At 66.0% G+C, this 16,346-nt stretch carries 13 protein-coding genes; 4 read left to right on the top strand and 9 right to left on the bottom strand.

Annotated features, from left to right (window positions below; genetic code table 11):
- Positions 1–35: 35 nt before the first annotated feature.
- Together IPP28_00720 and rpsU are read right to left on the bottom strand one after the other, a co-directional pair.
- Positions 36–488 carry a GatB/YqeY domain-containing protein gene (locus IPP28_00720; GenBank protein MBL0039584.1) on the bottom strand — a complete coding sequence of 151 codons (453 nt, stop codon included), beginning with the start codon at positions 486–488 and terminating at the stop codon, positions 36–38.
- Between the two features lie 123 nt (positions 489–611).
- Positions 612–827 (bottom strand): 30S ribosomal protein S21, encoded by a 216-nt coding sequence (gene rpsU, locus IPP28_00715; GenBank protein MBL0039583.1) that lies wholly within the window; start codon positions 825–827, stop codon positions 612–614.
- A 149-nt stretch (positions 828–976) separates the two neighbouring features.
- Here rpsU and IPP28_00710 point away from each other — a divergent pair, with 149 nt between their 5' ends.
- Complete coding sequence (locus IPP28_00710) at positions 977–2,272, top strand: S41 family peptidase (GenBank protein MBL0039582.1); 1,296 nt, start codon at positions 977–979, stop codon at positions 2,270–2,272.
- Here IPP28_00710 and IPP28_00705 read toward each other — a convergent pair whose 3' ends face one another.
- The 6 genes from IPP28_00705 to IPP28_00680 form a co-directional block, all read right to left on the bottom strand.
- Positions 2,273–3,202 carry an ABC transporter permease subunit gene (locus IPP28_00705; GenBank protein MBL0039581.1) on the bottom strand — a complete coding sequence of 310 codons (930 nt, stop codon included), beginning with the start codon at positions 3,200–3,202 and terminating at the stop codon, positions 2,273–2,275.
- On the bottom strand, positions 3,199–4,773 hold the full coding sequence (locus tag IPP28_00700) for a peptide ABC transporter substrate-binding protein (GenBank protein ID MBL0039580.1): 1,575 nt from the start codon (positions 4,771–4,773) through the stop codon (positions 3,199–3,201). Before IPP28_00700 ends, IPP28_00705 begins: the two co-directional genes overlap by 4 nt.
- 86 nt (positions 4,774–4,859) lie before the next feature.
- On the bottom strand, positions 4,860–7,586 hold the full coding sequence (locus IPP28_00695) for a carbohydrate-binding protein CenC (protein ID MBL0039579.1): 2,727 nt from the start codon (positions 7,584–7,586) through the stop codon (positions 4,860–4,862).
- Positions 7,587–7,702: 116 nt separating this feature from the next.
- The gene (locus IPP28_00690; protein MBL0039578.1) at positions 7,703–8,398 is read right to left on the bottom strand and encodes a nucleotidyltransferase family protein; all 696 of its coding nucleotides are present in this window, start codon (positions 8,396–8,398) and stop codon (positions 7,703–7,705) included.
- A 4-nt stretch (positions 8,399–8,402) separates the two neighbouring features.
- On the bottom strand, positions 8,403–9,383 hold the full coding sequence (locus tag IPP28_00685; GenBank protein MBL0039577.1) for a phosphotransferase: 981 nt from the start codon (positions 9,381–9,383) through the stop codon (positions 8,403–8,405).
- 123 nt (positions 9,384–9,506) lie between these two features.
- On the bottom strand, positions 9,507–10,211 hold the full coding sequence (locus tag IPP28_00680) for a hypothetical protein (protein ID MBL0039576.1): 705 nt from the start codon (positions 10,209–10,211) through the stop codon (positions 9,507–9,509).
- Positions 10,212–10,334: 123 nt separating this feature from the next.
- Between IPP28_00680 and IPP28_00675 the strand changes: the two genes are divergently transcribed.
- The 3 genes from IPP28_00675 (at position 10,335) to IPP28_00665 (ending at position 14,474) form a co-directional block, all read left to right on the top strand.
- Complete coding sequence (locus tag IPP28_00675; protein MBL0039575.1) at positions 10,335–11,867, top strand: 2,3-bisphosphoglycerate-independent phosphoglycerate mutase; 1,533 nt, start codon at positions 10,335–10,337, stop codon at positions 11,865–11,867.
- On the top strand, positions 11,868–13,022 hold the full coding sequence (locus IPP28_00670; protein ID MBL0039574.1) for a peptidoglycan DD-metalloendopeptidase family protein: 1,155 nt from the start codon (positions 11,868–11,870) through the stop codon (positions 13,020–13,022).
- A gap of 84 nt (positions 13,023–13,106) precedes the next feature.
- Positions 13,107–14,474 (top strand): glutamate--cysteine ligase, encoded by a 1,368-nt coding sequence (locus tag IPP28_00665; protein ID MBL0039573.1) that lies wholly within the window; start codon positions 13,107–13,109, stop codon positions 14,472–14,474.
- A 7-nt stretch (positions 14,475–14,481) separates the two neighbouring features.
- Here the strand turns inward: IPP28_00665 and IPP28_00660 are convergent, their stop codons facing one another.
- Positions 14,482–16,338 (bottom strand): KUP/HAK/KT family potassium transporter, encoded by a 1,857-nt coding sequence (locus IPP28_00660; GenBank protein MBL0039572.1) that lies wholly within the window; start codon positions 16,336–16,338, stop codon positions 14,482–14,484.
- Positions 16,339–16,346 lie beyond the last annotated feature (8 nt).

The raw sequence follows: 16,346 nt of genomic DNA, 5'->3' as shown, positions 1-16,346 counted from the left end.
ATGGGGTGTCGGGTGATTTTCAAATAATTTGAGAGTCAACCCAACGCCGCGAGTTTCTGCTTCACCAGCTCCGAGAGCTTGCCCATGTCGGTGCGGCCGGCGACTTTCGGCTTCACCAGCGCGATGACCTTGCCCATGTCCTTGGCGCTGGTCGCGCCGGCTTCGGCGATCGACGCGACGACGAGGGCCTCGACTTCTTCGGCCGGCATCTGCGCCGGCAGGTAGGTCTGGATGATGCCGAGTTCGTAGCGTTCGACCTGGGCCAGGTCTTCGCGCGCCGCGGCTTCGTACTGGGTGATCGAATCCTTGCGTTGCTTGACCATCTTCTCCAGCACCGCCAGCACCTGGGTGTCGTCGAGCTGGATGCGCTCGTCGACTTCGCGTTGCTTGATCGCGGCATTGATCAGGCGGATCACCAGCAGCTTGTCCTTTTCGCCGCCCTTCATCGCGGCCTTCATGTCGTCCGTCAGTTGCTGCTTGAGGCTCATGGCTGATCCTTGGTCGTGGAATTCGAAAAACGGGAAAGACAAAAAGCCGGCGGTGCGAGGGCAGCGCCGGCTACGGAGAGTGCAGCTTGCAATCGGTTCGGGAACTTGCGTTCCCGGCGCCGATCAATACATGCGCTGACGCTTGGTGACGTCGCGCATGACGCGACGCAGCGTACGCTTCACGGCCGCGGCGGCCTTGCGCTTGCGCTCCTGGGTCGGCTTTTCGTAAAACTCGCGCTTGCGGGTCTCGGCCAGAATGCCGGCCTTTTCGCAGGTGCGCTTGAAACGACGCAGGGCGAACTCGAAAGGTTCGTTTTCGCGGACTTTGACGCTTGGCATGATCTCTCCGATTGAGACACAGACCCGGGGGCGACCCCGGAAAAAAGGGCGGGCATTGTAGCCCCGGCCAAAACGAAAAACAAACGAGTCGATGACGGGAGCGCCCGGGCGGGCTATCGTCCACCTGGAATCCCTCTGGAATGCTGCCGATGCGCCGTTGCTTGCCGTTCTGCCTGATGCTTCCGATGCTGGCTGCGAATGCGACCGAAGTGCCGCCCGTCGAGGGTCAGCCGGAGCGTGCGCCGATCGAGATCGGTGCCGAGGACCTGCGCACCTTCGTGTCGGTGCTGCGCGCGGTCAAGGACGGTTATGTCGATCCGGTCGACGACGCGACCCTGCTCAAGGGCGCGATTGCCGGCGTGTTGGCTGATCTCGACCCGCACAGCGCATTCCTGACAGCGGACGAATTGAAGCAGTGGGATGAGGACGTGCAAGGCGTCTATGGCGGACTCGGTATCGAAGTGATCGGTATCGACGGCGTCTTGCGGGTGATCGCACCGATCGACGATTCGCCGGCGGCGCGGGCCGGCATCCTGGCGGGCGACAGCATCGTCGCGATCGATGGCGTCGCCGTGGCCGAGCGCGAGGACGAGGCGCTCGATCAGTTGCGCGGCGCCGCCGGAACGTCGGTCGAACTCTCGGTCGACCGGGCCGGCAGCGGCACCCTGCTCAGCTTCAAGCTGACGCGCGAGGTGATCCTGGCGCAGTCGGTGCGTACGCGCTGGCTCGAGCCGGGCTATGCCTACGCGCGGCTCAGCGTGTTCCAGGAGAACACCGGGATCGAGTTCCGCGACCGATTGCGCAAGCTCAAGGCGGACCGCGGTGCGCCGCGCGGCCTGGTGCTGGACCTGCGCGACAATCCCGGCGGCGTGCTGCAGGCGGCCGTCGAAGTCTGTGATGCCTTGCTCGATGGCGGACTGGTCGTGAAAACCGATGGCCGCCTGGCCTCGGCGGACGCGAGTTATGCCGCCGGTCCCGGAGATCTGCTCGATGGCGCACCGGTCGTGGTGCTGATCGATGGCGGCAGCGCGTCCGCCTCGGAAATCGTCGCCGGTGCGCTCAAGGACCACCAGCGCGCGCTCATCGTCGGCCAGCGCAGTTTCGGCAAGGGTTCGGTGCAGAACATCCTGCCGCTTGAGTCCGGCGGCGCGATCAAGCTCACCACTGCGCGCTACTACACCCCGAGCGGGCACTCGATCCAGGCCCAGGGCATCACGCCCGACATCGTCTTGTCGGACGTGCAACTGGTCCACGAGGACAGCGGTCCGCAGATCATCGAGTCCGAAGCCACGCTCAGCGGCCATCTCGAATCCGCCGAACCGGCCGCCGCTTCGGCGTCCGAACGTGATCCCGAACTCGACAGCGACTACGCCCTCAGCGCGGCCCTGAACGCCCTCAAGGCGATCGTGGTCGCGCGTCGCCAGGGCGGCGCGGCGCGGGGGTGATCAGTCCGACGTGACGATGGACAGCCGCGGATCCACCCACCCGCGCAGTGCATCGACGGCGAGGTTGATGAGAATGATGGCGACGCCGGCGGTCAGCGCCACACCCATCACGAGGGTGTAATCGCGGTTCAGGGCGCCCTGCACGAAGTAGCGGCCGATGCCGGGGATGCCGAAGACTTGTTCGACCACGACCGAGCCGGTGACCAGCGCGATCGTTGCCGGTGCGATCCAGGCGACGATCGGTGCCAGGCTCGGGCGCAGCGCGTGATGGATCAGCAGATCGCGGCCTTCGATGCCGCGGGCGCGCGCGGCGAGGATGTAGTCGGTGGCGAGTACGTCGATCAGGCTGGCGCGTGTCAGTCGCACCACGTAGGCCAGGTTCGGCGCCGCGAGTGCGATCACCGGCAGCACCGCGTAGCGGGGATCGCTCGCATCCCAGCCGCCTGCGGGCAACCAGCCGAGCCAGACCGCGAAACACAACACCAGCAGCGGCGCGAGCACGAACTTCGGCAGCGCCAGGCCGACCAGACCGATGCCGCTCGCGACGTGATCGCTGATGCGCCCTGCGCGCCAGCCGGCGACCAGACCCAGCGGCACGCCGACCAGCAGCGCCAGCACGAGCGCAGCGATACCGAGTGGCGCCGACACCGTGAGTCCGCCCGCAATCAGTTCACCGACCGTGTAATCCGGATACTGGAACGACGGACCGAGATCCCCCTGCGCGATCTGGCCGAGATAGCGCAGATACTGCGTCGGCAGCGGCTCATCCAGGTGATAGCGCGCTTCCAGGCGTGCGCGAATCTCGGGCGTCACCTCGCGCTCGACATCGAACGGCCCGCCGGGTGCGGCGCGCATCAGCACGAAGCACAGCGTCATCAGCAGCCACAGGGTCAGCAGCGCTTCGCCGATGCGAAACAACCAACGCCTCATGGCTTCACCGCGCGCAGGCGCATCCAGCGCGAGGGATGGCGATCGAGCGGGTTGGCCACGAAGCCTTCGACTTCGTCGCGGACCAGATGCTTGGAGACGTAGAAGTAGATGGGCAGGATCGGCTGCGACTGCAGCAGCCGTGTTTCGGCGTCGACAAAACGCTGCATGCGCAGCGCGGGATCGGGCGTTGCACGCGCTGCAGCGAGCGAACGCGAAAATGCCGCGTCGCCGTACCCGGTCCAATTGGTCGGGCTGGCACCGTCGAAGGCGTCGAGGAAGGCGAGCGGATCGTCGACATCGGCGATCCAGCCGCCGCGGAACACTTCGGTCAGTCGCCCGCTGCGGCGATTCTGCACGAACACTTTCCATTCTTCGTTGACCAGATGCGTGCGCACGCCGAGTTGTTCGCGCCACATCGCCGCGACCGCTAGCGCGAGGCGGCGATGCGGCGTCGACGTGTTGTAGCGCAACTCGATCTCCAGTGGCGCGTCGCGCGAATAGCCGGACTCGGCATACAGTCGTTGCGCTTCGGCGACGCGTGCCGCTTGCGTCATCGCAGCGTCGGGCGGCGTGCGCGCGGCGGTGCCGAGCATCACCGGCGGAATCAGCGCGTAGGCCGGTGTTTCGCCCAGGGCCGTGATGTAGCGCGTCAGGATGTCGCGGTCGACCGCCAGCGACAGCGCCCGCCGCAGCTTGGGCTGATCGGCGAAGGGCGCGCGGCGCAGGTTGTAGCCGAAGTAGAAGGTGCCGAGATACGGGCTGATGCGCAGCTGAGAACCGAAGCGTGCGCGCAGCCGATCGAGCCGGCCCGGCGGCACCACCTCGGTGAGGTCGAGGTCGCCGGCGACGAAGCGCTTCTGCTCGGTGTTCGCATCCTCGGTGACGTGGAAGCGCACGCGGTCGATCGCGACCTCCCCGGCGGCATGGAAGCGCGGATTGCGCTCGAGCAAGAGACTCGCCTGCGGCGTCCATTCGACCAATCGATACGGCCCGTTGCCGACCCAATTTCCCGGACGCGTGTGCTGCGCACCATGGCGTTGCAGCGACGGCAGATGGATCGGCGCGGCGACCGGCAGCGTCAGGCGTTCGAGCAGCGCGGTCGGCTGCGTCAATTCGATCACGACCGTGCGCGCATCCGGCGCGTGGATGCCCAGTGCACTCGTCGGTTCGTCGCCGCGCATCACGGCCGGCGCATGACGGATAGTCGCGAACAATGATGCGAGCGGTGCTGCGGTCTCCGGGTCGAGCGCACGCCGCATCGACGCGACGTACTGCGCAGCCGTGAGCGCTTCGCCGTTCGACCAACGCAGGTTGTCGCGCAGGTGGAAGGTCCAGGTCAGCCCATCGGCCGACACCGCCCAGCGTTCGGCCATTCCGGGCACGATCGTGCCGTCGGCCGCGAACGTGACCAGGCCTTCGTACAGGTCCATCAGGACGTTCTGCGCATTCACCTCGGAGCCGCGATGCGCATCCAGCGTCGTCGGCTCGGGGCCGTTGCCGCGATCGAGCACGGCGTCGGTCGCGAAGACGGACCAGGCGCCGAGCAGGAGAAGACAGGAAAGTGAACGCATCGTTCGCGGCTTATACGCAGTGCCGCACCCGAAAAGCAAACGGCCCGGACTGACCGGGCCGTTGCGTATGCGGCGGATCGCGCCGGTTACTTGGTGATCACGCTGACGTTGTCGAGCACGAACGAGGTCGCGACCTGCGAGCCTTCGATGCCCTCGAAATAGACGCGGATGGTCTGGCCCTTGTAGGCGAGCAGGTTGAAGCTCTTCTGGCTGTACCCGCCGGCCGCGTTGAGGTTCGAATAGGTGGCCAGCGTGGCCAGCACCGAGTTCGACGTGTTGCGCACCTGTGCCTTCAACGTGTCGTAGGCGGTGGTCGTCGTGGTCTCGTCCGTCGCGACATCCAGCCAGAAGGTCAGCGTCGCCTGCGTCGCCGTGCTCGGGATGGTGATGGTCTGGTAGACCGAGTCGGTATGCGTGGCGCCGTATCCGTTCAACCAGGCCTTGTAGCTGCCGGCATAGGCCGCAAAGCTGGCGTCATTGGTGATGACGCCGCTGGTCGCGGTCCAGTTCGTGCTGCCCGATTCGAAGCCGCCGTTCTTGATCTGCTCGACACTCGTCACGTTGCTGATGGTGAAGTTCACCGTGGCCGACGTGCCGATGTTGTTCGCGGCGTCGTAGGCCTTGGCGACCAGCGCGTGCGAGGCATTGCTCAGCGTCGTCGAATCCAGCGTCAGCGCATAGGGCGAGGTCGTGTCGGTGCCTTTCAGCACGTTGTCGACATAGAACTCGACCTTGCTGACGCCGACATTGTCGGAGGCCGTGGCGCCAAGCGTGATCGTGCCGCTGCTGCCGGTTTCGGTCGCGGTCACGGTCGGGGCGGTGGTGTCGGCGGTCGTGTTGTTGACGGCGAAGCTTGCGGCCGTCGAGGTCGTGCTGTTGCCCGCCGCATCGGACGCGCGTGCGGTCAGCGCATGCGTGCCGTTGCTCAGCGTCGCCGAATTGAACGCCAGACTGTAGGGCGCGGTGCTGTCGCTGCCGCGCGAGACGCCGTCAATCAGGAACTCGACATTGGCCACGCCGATGTTGTCCGAGGCCGTCGCATTCAGCGTGATCGTGCCGGAAGTGCCGGTCACCGACGCGCTGACGGTCGGTGCGGTCGTGTCGCCGCCGCCACCACCGGTCTGCGTCACCCACACCGGTGCCGACCACAGGATCTTGCCGTCATCCTGCGTGAGCTTGGCGTAGTAGAAATGCTCGCCGGCGGCGGGCGTGAAGCTGTGCGTGGCGGTCGACGCCAGCACCGTGACGGTGCCGCCGCGTTTCGGCACGCCTTCGAACCACTGCACCTGCGAGACCGTGCGACCGGCGCTGTTCGCGAAGTTCGCGACCAGGCTCAGTGCACCCGAATTGCTGATGCGGCTGCCCATGATGTTGCCATTGGCCGTGGTGACCAACTGCGAGTTCTTGTCCATCGTCGCGTAGACGCGGCGTGCCTTCATCGCGGCGACGAAGTTGGCCTCGTTCAAGGTCGTGCCACTCGGCAGCAGCACGCCGGTGCGGTTGGTGTAGCTCGCGCCCCAGTTCGCGCAATGGTTGTCCTGGTTCGTCGTCGGTGCGACGTGGAAGCCGTTTTCCAGCAGCTTGTTGAAGGCGCTTTCGTAGCTGCTGCGGCTGGTCTCGGTTTCGGTGGTGTTCGAGGAGAACGCCGAGGTATTCATGATTTCCGCGCCGACCATCACCTCGTCACCGTCGACGTGATAACCGAACACCGTGGTGCCGATCTTGAACTGGCTGTCGGACGTGCTCGGATGGTTGAACTGGCCGATCCAGCCGCGCGCCTTCATCGTCGTGTATAGGGTGGCGTAATCGTTTTTGGCGACGAAGACATCGCCGAGCAGCTGGTTCGAACTGTTGTATTCCCAGGCTGCGAGCTTGTCGCCATTGATGATGTTGAGGTGGCCGCCATTGCTGATCACGCCCCATTCCATGCCGTACAGGGCGAGGAAGCTCGGGTTGGCACTGTTCGAGTTCGCCATCGCGGTGCGGCCGGCGGCGTAACGGTTGATTGCCGTCGTCGGGCTGGCCGAGGTGTTGGTGCTCGACGAGCCGTCGAAGTAGTGGTTGTGTTCCGACTCCATCAGGAAGTCGAGGCCGCGGCCGCGCGCATAGGTGAACGCGTCCGCCGGACCGTAGGCGCCGGTCTGCGCGGGCTGCGACGAGGTGCAGGAGCCGATGGCGCCGCCACCGTCCGAGTCGTTGCTCTGGCCGTGCAGGTTGCCGAAATAGATGGTGTAGGGCAGTGATCCGGTCGCTGCCCGCGACTTGCCCGACGTGGCCGTCGCCAGCGCATTGAATTCGGGCATCGCGATCTTCGGCATCGCACCGACGCGGACATCCCATTCCTGCACGTGGGCGGCGCTGCCGTCCTCCAGCAGGGCCTGGTCGACGCGCTTGGCCAATGCGCCACCGCGCGAACGTTGCGTGGTCGGATCACCGGCCGTCGCGGTCAGGCGCACCTTGTAGAAGCCATCCGCAAGCGCACGCTTGTCGCTCCCGGTGCCGTCCCAGGGCAGCACCGTCTCGATCTGCTTCTGGAACAGGCGTTCCTCGCCGTGCCACTGGCGCAGCACGCGGCTGCCGTCCTGGCTCAGCAACTCGACCTTCCACGCGACCGTGGACGGGTCCTTGGCGTCGATCCAGCTGAAATAGAGGGTGAATTCGCGTGCGGCCGACTTGTCGGCGGCATAAGGCGCGTGGATCGCGGCCTCGAATTCATGGTGGTCCGGGCTGACCGGACGGGCGGACTGGACCGAAAAGGCCGCAGCAAGGCACAGCGCGAGCGTAGTCGCGCGCAAACGCGTCGAACGAAGCATGGATTCCCCCGGTAAATGGCGCGCGCACGCTATCCGCGAAGTGTGTCCATACCATGACGCGTCCCTACGGCCGGTGCCCGGCTCTGCTTGTGACACGGTTCATGCGCGGGCGCTTTTTAACGGTTCGTTGCAGACAAGTCGCGCTGCGCCGCAGCAAAAACCCGGGCATCCAGGGCGGACAGGCGCTCGGGCGTCCCCACGTCCTCCCAGTCTCCCTGATGCCTGTCCGCCGAATATCGCCCGGCGCGGGCTGCGGCGATCAGCAGCGGCGTGATCGAGAACTTGCCGGCCGGGTGCCCGCGAACCAGTTCCGGCCGATACACGCCGATGCCGGCCAGCGTGTGCGGCCCGGCCGCGCTGCCCAGCAACGGCGACGCCACGGCCTCGAAGTCGCCAGGCGTGCGGAAGGCCGGCAGCGGGATCAACACGCCATGCGCCAACCCCGCAGGCTCGCGTGGCAGGGTATCGAGCGGATGCGTGCTCCAGATATCGCCATTGATCGCGATGAAGGGGGCTTCACCGAGCAGGGGCAGTGCATGCTGCATCCCGCCACCGGTTTCCAGCGGGGTGTCGCCTTCGTAGCTGTAATGCAGGTGCAGGCCGAATTCGCTGCCGTCGCCCAGCACTTCGGGAAAACGCTCGGCCAGCCAGGATGTGTTGATCACGATGTCGCGGACGCCGATCGCGTGCAGGCGTTCGATGTGCCAGGCGATCAACGGCTTGCCGCCGACCGGCAACAGCGGCTTCGGCGTGGTCAGGGTCAGCGGGCGCATGCGCTCGCCGAGACCCGCAGCGAAGATCAGGGCACGCATCGGTTCAGTCGCGTGGCCGCGTCAGGTCGATGTTCGCGGTGATCTTCGCCAGCCATTCGCCGAACGGCTTCAGGTCCTTGTTCACGGTGGCGACCTCGAGCGTGTACTTGAGCACCAGCGGCAGATCGTTCAGATACTGCGCCTTGCCGTCGCGGTACCAGAGCCGGCAGAAGATGCCGAGCACTTTCAGGTGGCGCTGCACGCCCATCAGGTCGAACCAGCGCTTGAAGCGGAGTTCGTTGTGCGCGATCAGGTTGGCGGCCACGGCGCGCTCGCGATAGGCCTGCATCCAGGCCAGCACGCGCTCCTTCGGCCATTCGATGTAGCAGTCGCGCAGCAGCGAGACGAGGTCGTAGGTGATCGGCCCCTTCACCGCGTCCTGGAAGTCGATCACGCCCGGATTGTTGAGGGTCGTGCGCATCAGGTTGCGACTGTGGAAGTCGCGATGCACGAACACCTGCGGCTGTTCCAGCGCCGAAGCGGTCAGTACCGAAAAGGCCTGCTCGATGGTGTCCCAGCCGGCGCAATTCGGTTGCAGTCCGAGATGGCGCTGCAGGAACCATTCCGGAAACAGTTCCATTTCGGCGACCAGCTTGCCGTAGTGGTAGGTCTCGAGACCGTTGCTGTCGACGCGAGTCTGCATCGCGTACAACGTGTTCAGCGCGTCGCGATACAGCAGGTCGGCGGACTGTTCGTTCAATTGCGAGAGGTAGCTCAGATCGCCGAGGTCGGCCATCAGGATGAAGCCCAGGGTGCGCTCGACGGCCACCAGCTCCGGCGCATTCACGTTGGCCTTGCGCAGACGCGCATGGATGTCGAGCCAGGGCGCGATGTTTTCCTTGTCCGGCGGCGCGTCCATCACGATGAAGCTGTTGTCGCGACTCGACACGCGGTGGTAGCTGCAAAAGCTGGCGTCGCTCGACGCCGGCGCGACCTTGATCTGATTGTCGTTCAATACGCCACGGCACCAGTTGGCCAGCGCCATTTCGCGTTTGCGGTCCATCATCAAATCGTCCTCCGGCGGTGGCTGCAGTCTAGTCAGCCACCGCCGGGCGTGGAACGCGCGAAGTCAAAACTTCACGAAATGTGAAACGGATCGCGCGATGCCTCAGGTATTCGGCGATTCGCCGCTGAAGCTGATCACCTTGCCGCCGGCGAGGGGGCCGTCCTGCTTGCCGGTGACCTTGGCCGTGGTGTGCATGTACAGCTCAACCTCGCGTTCGAACACCAGGTTGCCGTTGACTACCGCGTTCGGGCCGAGGATCACGCGCGGGGTCTTGCTCTTGCCGTTGAACCAGCCAAAGCTGTTCGGCTTGCGCACGACGATGTCGCCGGTCACGCGCGCGGCGTTTTTCAGTTCGACGTCGCCGTTCACGAGTTCGATGCCGGCGCCGGCCTGGGCGCGTGCACCGAGCTCGATGCGACCGTTCACGGTTTCGATCTTGTCGAGGCTGGCGGCATCCTCGTCCAGCGTGATCGCGCCGTTGACGGTGTCGATGCCTTCCTGCACGACAGTCTTGGCGCCGACGCTGATGCTGCCGTTCACCGTTTCCAGCGACTCGGCCTGGCTGTTGGCGCCGATCCGGACCGAACCGTTCACGGTTTCAGCGGCCTCGACGATGGCGTGGTCGCCGATCGTGACCGAGCCGTTGACCGATTCGACGTCGCCGGCGGTTTCACCGTCGCCGACATGGACGCTGCGATTGACCTTGCTGATGTCGCCGTGGTGGGCGCCATCGTGCTCGGGACCGCCGGCGAGGGCGGCAGTGGCGAAGAGGGCGCTGATCAGTACGGCAAGCGGGATGCGACGCATGGAATTCTCCTGGTGGGGTTGCCCGGGCTCAGATGCAGGGCCGTCGCCGAGGGTTTAGGGCTAGGCCATCGGTCATGGTCGCCGCGCCGTTAGAATGCCGGATCGCCCTTGCGGAACCGCCTCGTGCCCACGCCGAAACCTGTGCTGCTGCTGATCCTCGATGGCTGGGGCCATCGCATCGAAACCGACTGGAACGCGATCGCGCAGGCCAATCTGCCGAACTGGCGGCGCCTGCTCGCGGAGTGCCCGCACCAGTTGATCGATACCCATGGCGAACACGTCGGCCTGCCGGATGGACAAATGGGCAATTCCGAGGTCGGGCACATGAACATCGGCGCCGGGCGCGTCGTGTATCAGGAACTGACGCGCATCGACCAGGCCATCCGCGACGGGCGCTTCGCCGGCAACCCCGCGCTGGTGAGTGCATTCGATGCGGTGAAGGCGAGCGGCGGCACCCTGCACGTGTTCGGCTTGATGTCGCCCGGCGGCGTCCATGCACAGATCGACCACGTGCTCGCCTTGCTCGGTGCGGCCGCCGCCGCGGGCGTGACATCGATCGCGGTGCATGCCTTCACCGACGGTCGCGACACGCCGCCGAAGAGTGCGGGCGCGTCGTTGCAGAAGCTCGACGCCACATGTGCGGCCCTGCCCGGCGCACGCATCGCCACCGTCAGCGGCCGCTACTACGCGATGGATCGCGACAACCGCTGGGAACGGGTCGAGCCAGCCTATCGTGCGATCACCGAAGCGCAGGCCGAATTCCGTGCCGCTGATGCAATGGCCGCACTCGACGCTGCCTACGCGCGTGGCGAGACCGACGAATTCGTGAAACCCACCGTCGTCGGCGATGGCGCGAGATTCGCCGACGGTGACGCCGTGGTGTTCCTGAACTTCCGCGCCGATCGCGCGCGCGAGTTGACGCGTGCCTTCGTGCGCGCGGATTTCGACGGCTTCGCGAAGCCCCGCGCGATTGCGCTGTCGGCCTACGTGACCCTGACCGAATACGCGGCCGACCTGCCGGTCACGGCGGTTGCGTATCCCCCGCAGAGCATGGCCAACACCTTGCCGGAGGTGGTCGCCGCGCACGGCCTGACGCAACTGCGCATCGCCGAGACCGAGAAGTACGCGCACGTCACCTTCTTCCTGAACGGTGGCCGCGAGGACGCGTTTCCGGGCGAGGAACGCGTGCTGGTCGCGTCGCCGAAAGTCGCGACCTACGACCTGCAGCCGGAGATGAGCTGCCCCGAACTCACCGCCAAACTGACCGCCGCGATTCGTTCGCGCGCCTTCGATTTGATCGTCTGCAACATCGCCAATCCGGACATGGTTGGCCATACCGGCATCTTCGCGGCCGCGGTGAAGGCGGCCGAGGCGGTCGACTTGGCGCTCGGCGAGATTCGCGCGGCGATCGACGCGGTCGGTGGCGCGATGATCGTCACCGCCGATCACGGCAACCTGGAAATGATGCGTGATCCCGACACCGGCGAACCGCACACCCAGCACACGGTCGGGCCGGTGCCGGTGGTGCTGGTCGGTCGAGCCGCGCAGTTGCGGCATGGAGCGCTCTGCGACCTGGCGCCGACGCTGCTGCAATTGCTCGACTTGCCGCAGCCTGCGGAAATGAGCGGACGCTCGCTGATCGTCGGAGCCGCCTGAGTGCGATGGCGCGCGGCCTACGCGCTGCTGTTCGGCATGGCGCAGGTCGTCGCGGCGCCGGTGGTGCCGCAGAATGCCGAACGCGAGGCCGAGACCGAAGCGAAGCTCGAGGCATTGCGCGCCGAGATCGCGACCCTGTCGGCGGCGCGCGCCGAACTCGCGGCACAGCGTGACGAAGGGGTCGTGGCCTTGCGCGAGATCGATACCCGGGTCAGCGGCAGTGCGCGCCGCCTGCGCGAGCTCGACGCCGGCATCGACACGCAGAACCGCCTGCTCGCCGAGCGCGAGGCCGAACGCGTGGTGCTGAGCCGAACCCTCGGACACAGTCGCGAGACACTCGCGGACCTGCTGCGCTCGGTCTACATGATCGGTCGCGGCGAATCGCTGAAGGCGTTGCTGGCACGCGACCGCATCGGCGACAGCAGTCGCGCCCTGGCCTATTACCGCTATTTGCAGCGCGATCGGCTGACCCGCGTGCAGGAACTGATGGCCGAGTTGTCGGACCTGCTCGCCGTCGAGCAGGCCATCGCCGCGACCAAGGCCACGCTGGCGGCCGAACAGCAGAAGGAACATGCGCAATCGGCGCAGCTCGCGGCCGATCGCGTGCAGCGTGAAGCGGTGCTGGTCGAGTTCGATGCGAAGCTCAAGGAAGGCAAGACGCGCCTGGCCGCACTGGGTCGCGATGAGCAGGATTTGCTGCGCCTGCTGGAGGAATTGCGCGACATCTTCGCCGATATTCCGAAGCAGCTCGATGCCGCGCAGCCCTTCGCGACGCTGAAGGGTCGTTTGCGCCGCCCGCATGCCGGCAGCGTGCAGGTGGGGTTCGGCCAGAGCATCGCGACCGGACGCTTGAGCGAGGGCTGGCTGCTCGATGCCGGTGCCGGCGACGAGGTGCGCGCGGTCGCGCCCGGGCGGGTCGCGTTCGCCGACTGGCTGAAGGGCTTCGGCCTGCTGCTGATTCTCGATCACGGCGACGGCTACATGAGCCTGTATGCGCAGAACGAATCGCTGTTGAAGGATGTCGGCGACTGGGTTGCCGCCGGCGATGTCATCAGCACGGTCGGTGCCAGTGGTGGCGCGGCGCAGGCCGGCCTGTACATCGAGCTGCGCCATCAGGGCCGTCCGCTCGATCCGAAGCCCTGGTTCGCGCGCTGATCCCTTGCAATCGCGCCGTCACGCCGCATCTGCGAGGATTCAAGACCGCGACCGGTCTGGTCCTGCGTCGTCAAGGAGTGTGATGTGTCGAATCCCAGCCAAGGCGCGTCCGCGTCCATCGAGTCGAAACAGGATCTGATCGACTTCCTCGCCAGCGGCGAGAAGCCGATCGAGGATTGGCGCATCGGCACCGAGCACGAGAAATTCGTCTATCAGCTGGAAGACCTGCGCGCGCCGCCCTACGAGGGTCCGCGCGGCATTCGCGCCCTGCTCGAGGGCATGGCCCGCGAGTTCGGCTGGACGCCGTTTCTCGAACACGGGAATCCGATCGCGCTGACCAAGGGGCTGGCCTCGGTGTCGCTGGAGCCGGCGGGACAATTCGAACTCTCGGGTGCGCCGCTCGAAACGATTCACCAGACCTGCTGCGAAGTCGACGCGCACTTGCGCGAATGCAAGCAGATCGGCGACCAGCTCGGGCTCGGCTTCCTCGGCATGGGTTTCAACCCGAAGTGGCGCCGCGACGAACTGCCGTGGATGCCGAAGGGTCGCTACAAGATCATGCGCGAGTACATGCCGAAGCGCGGGAATCTCGGCCTCGACATGATGCAGCGCACCTGTACCGTGCAAGTGAACCTCGACTACGGCAGCGAAGCCGACATGGTGAAGAAGTTCCGCGTGTCGCTGGCGCTGCAGCCGATCGCGACTGCGTTGTTCGCGGATTCGCCGTTCACCGAGGGCAAGCCGAACGGCTTCCTCAGTTTCCGCTCGAATGTCTGGAGCGACACCGATCCGGACCGCACCGGCATGCTTGGCTTCGTGTTCGAGGATGGCTTCAGCTACGAGCGCTATGTCGACTACATCCTCGACGTGCCGATGTACTTCGTCTATCGCGATGGCCAGTACATCGATGCCAGCGGCAAGAACTTCCGCGATTTCCTCGCCGGCAAGCTCGATGTGCTGCCCGGCGAGAAGCCGACGCTGAAGGACTTCAACGATCACCTGACCACGGCCTTCCCGGAAGTGCGGTTGAAGAAGTATCTGGAGATGCGCGGCGCCGACGGCGGTCCGTGGAATCGCCTGTGCGCACTGCCGGCGTTCTTCGTCGGCCTGCTCTACGACCAGACCGCGCTCGATGCCGCCTGGGATCTGGTCAAGGACTTCACCCTCGACGAACGCGAAGCGCTGCGCAACGGCGTGCCGAAGCTCGCGCTGAAGACCCCGTTCCGCAACGGCACCGCGCGTGACCTGGCACTGGAAGCCCTGAAGATCGCCGCCTACGGCCTCAAGCGCCGCGCCCGTCTCAACACCCGCGGCATCGACGAATCCCTGTTCCTCGAACCCCTGATCGAATTCGCCCAGGCCAACCAGACCCCGGCCGAACGCAAACTCGAACTCTTCCACGGCGAATGGAACGGCTCCGTCGATCCGGTGTATCGCGAATTCGCTTACTAGCGGATCGTCACAACAACACCCGCGTCCCCAATTCGACGACTTGATTTGCCGGCAGCGCGAAGTAGGAGCCGGGGTCGTCGGCCTGGCGGCTCATGGCGGCATACAGGCCGGCACGCCAAGCAGGCAGGCGGCCCGGACCGTTCGCGATGGTCGAACGCGCGACGACATAGGTGACCGCTATGTCCTCGCCGACAGCGTAGGCCGCATCGAGTAGTCGCAGCGCCTTCGGCAGGTCGGGTTCCTCACGGAAGCCGAAGCGCACACGCACGTCGTGCATGTTGCCGCCGAGTGCGGTGGCGGTCACGCGCTCGTCGGGTTTGGCGTAGGGCGTTTCCATGAACTCGATGTGCACGAACAACACGCGCTCGTGCAGCACCTTGAAGTGCTTGAGGCCGTGCAGCAGGGCACTGGGCACCCGGCCTGGATCGGAGTTCAGGTAGACCGCCGTGCCTGCGACGCGTGTGACGCCGGCGACCAGCGCGGCGGCGCAGCCGTCCATCGGCAGGTCGAGACGCGTGCGTTCTTCCGCGACCAGCGCGCTGCCGCGGCGCCATGTCGTCAGCAGCACGAAGATCAGCGCACCGAGCACCAGCGGGAACCAGCCGCCGTGCAGGAACTTCATCGCGTTCGAGCCGAAAAACACGCACTCGACCAGGAACACGAGCGCGAGGAAGGCGATCAGCACAATGCGCCGCTTCGCGCGCCGTTGCGCTGCGATGACGGCGGTCAGCAGCGTGGTCACGATCATCGTCCCGGACACGGCGATGCCATACGCGGCAGCCAAGGCACTCGATGAACCGAACGCGACCACGAGCAGCAACACGCCGCCGAGCATCAGCCAGTTCACCGCCGGGACGTAGATCTGGCCGCGCTCGGTGTCGGACGTGTGCGACAGGCGGATGCGGGGCAGGTAGCCAAGGCGCGAGGCTTGCAGCGTGATCGAATAGGCACCCGAAATCGTGGCTTGCGAAGCGATCACGGTGGCGGCCGCAGCCAGTGCGACCAGTGGCCACAGGAACCCGTCCGGCGCCAACGCATAGAACGGATTCGCGGCGGCGGCCGGATCGCGCATCACCAGAGCGCCCTGGCCGAAATAGTTCAGCAGCAGCGCCGGACAGACCAGTCCATACCAGGCCACGCGCACCGGCCAGGCGCCGAAATGGCCCATGTCCGCGTACAGGGCTTCGCCGCCGGTGAGCGCAAGGAAGACCGCGCTCATCAGCACGAACGCGGCCTGCGGATGATCGGCCGCGAACTGCAGCGCGTGGCGTGGATCGAGCGCGCCGAGCACGGCCGGCGTCTGCAGGATGCTGATGATCCCGAGCACGCCGAGCGTCGCAAACCAGATCAGCGTGACCGGTCCGAACGAGGCGCCGACACGACCGGTGCCATGTCGCTGCACCAGGAACAGGCTGACCAGGATCCCGATCGTGATCGGAATGACCCAGTGCGACAGTGCAGGCGCGGCCACGGCCACGCCTTCGATCGCCGACAGCACCGAAATCGCCGGCGTGATGATGGCATCGCCGTAGAACAGCGCGGCCGCGAACACGCCGAGAACGATGGCCCCAGCGGCGAGTCGCGGATGCGACTGGCTGGCGCGATGCGCGAGCGCGGTCAACGCGAGTACGCCGCCTTCGCCGTCGTTGTCGTGGCGCAGCACGACCCAAACGTACTTGATCGAGATGACGAGGGTGACGGCCCAGAACAGCGCCGACAGCGTGACCAGGACGTGCTCCGGCGTCGGTGTCAGGCCGTGGCCGGGCGTGAAGGCTTCCTTGAAGGCGTACAGCGGACTGGTGCCGATATCGCCGTAAACGATGCCGAGGGCCGCGAGGACCAGGGCGGAACGCGAGGATTTCATGGGGGGGC

The organism is Lysobacterales bacterium, from assembly GCA_016721845.1.
GTDB lineage: Bacteria > Pseudomonadota > Gammaproteobacteria > Xanthomonadales > Ahniellaceae > JADKHK01.
This window is presented reverse-complemented; position numbering and strand designations above follow the sequence as displayed.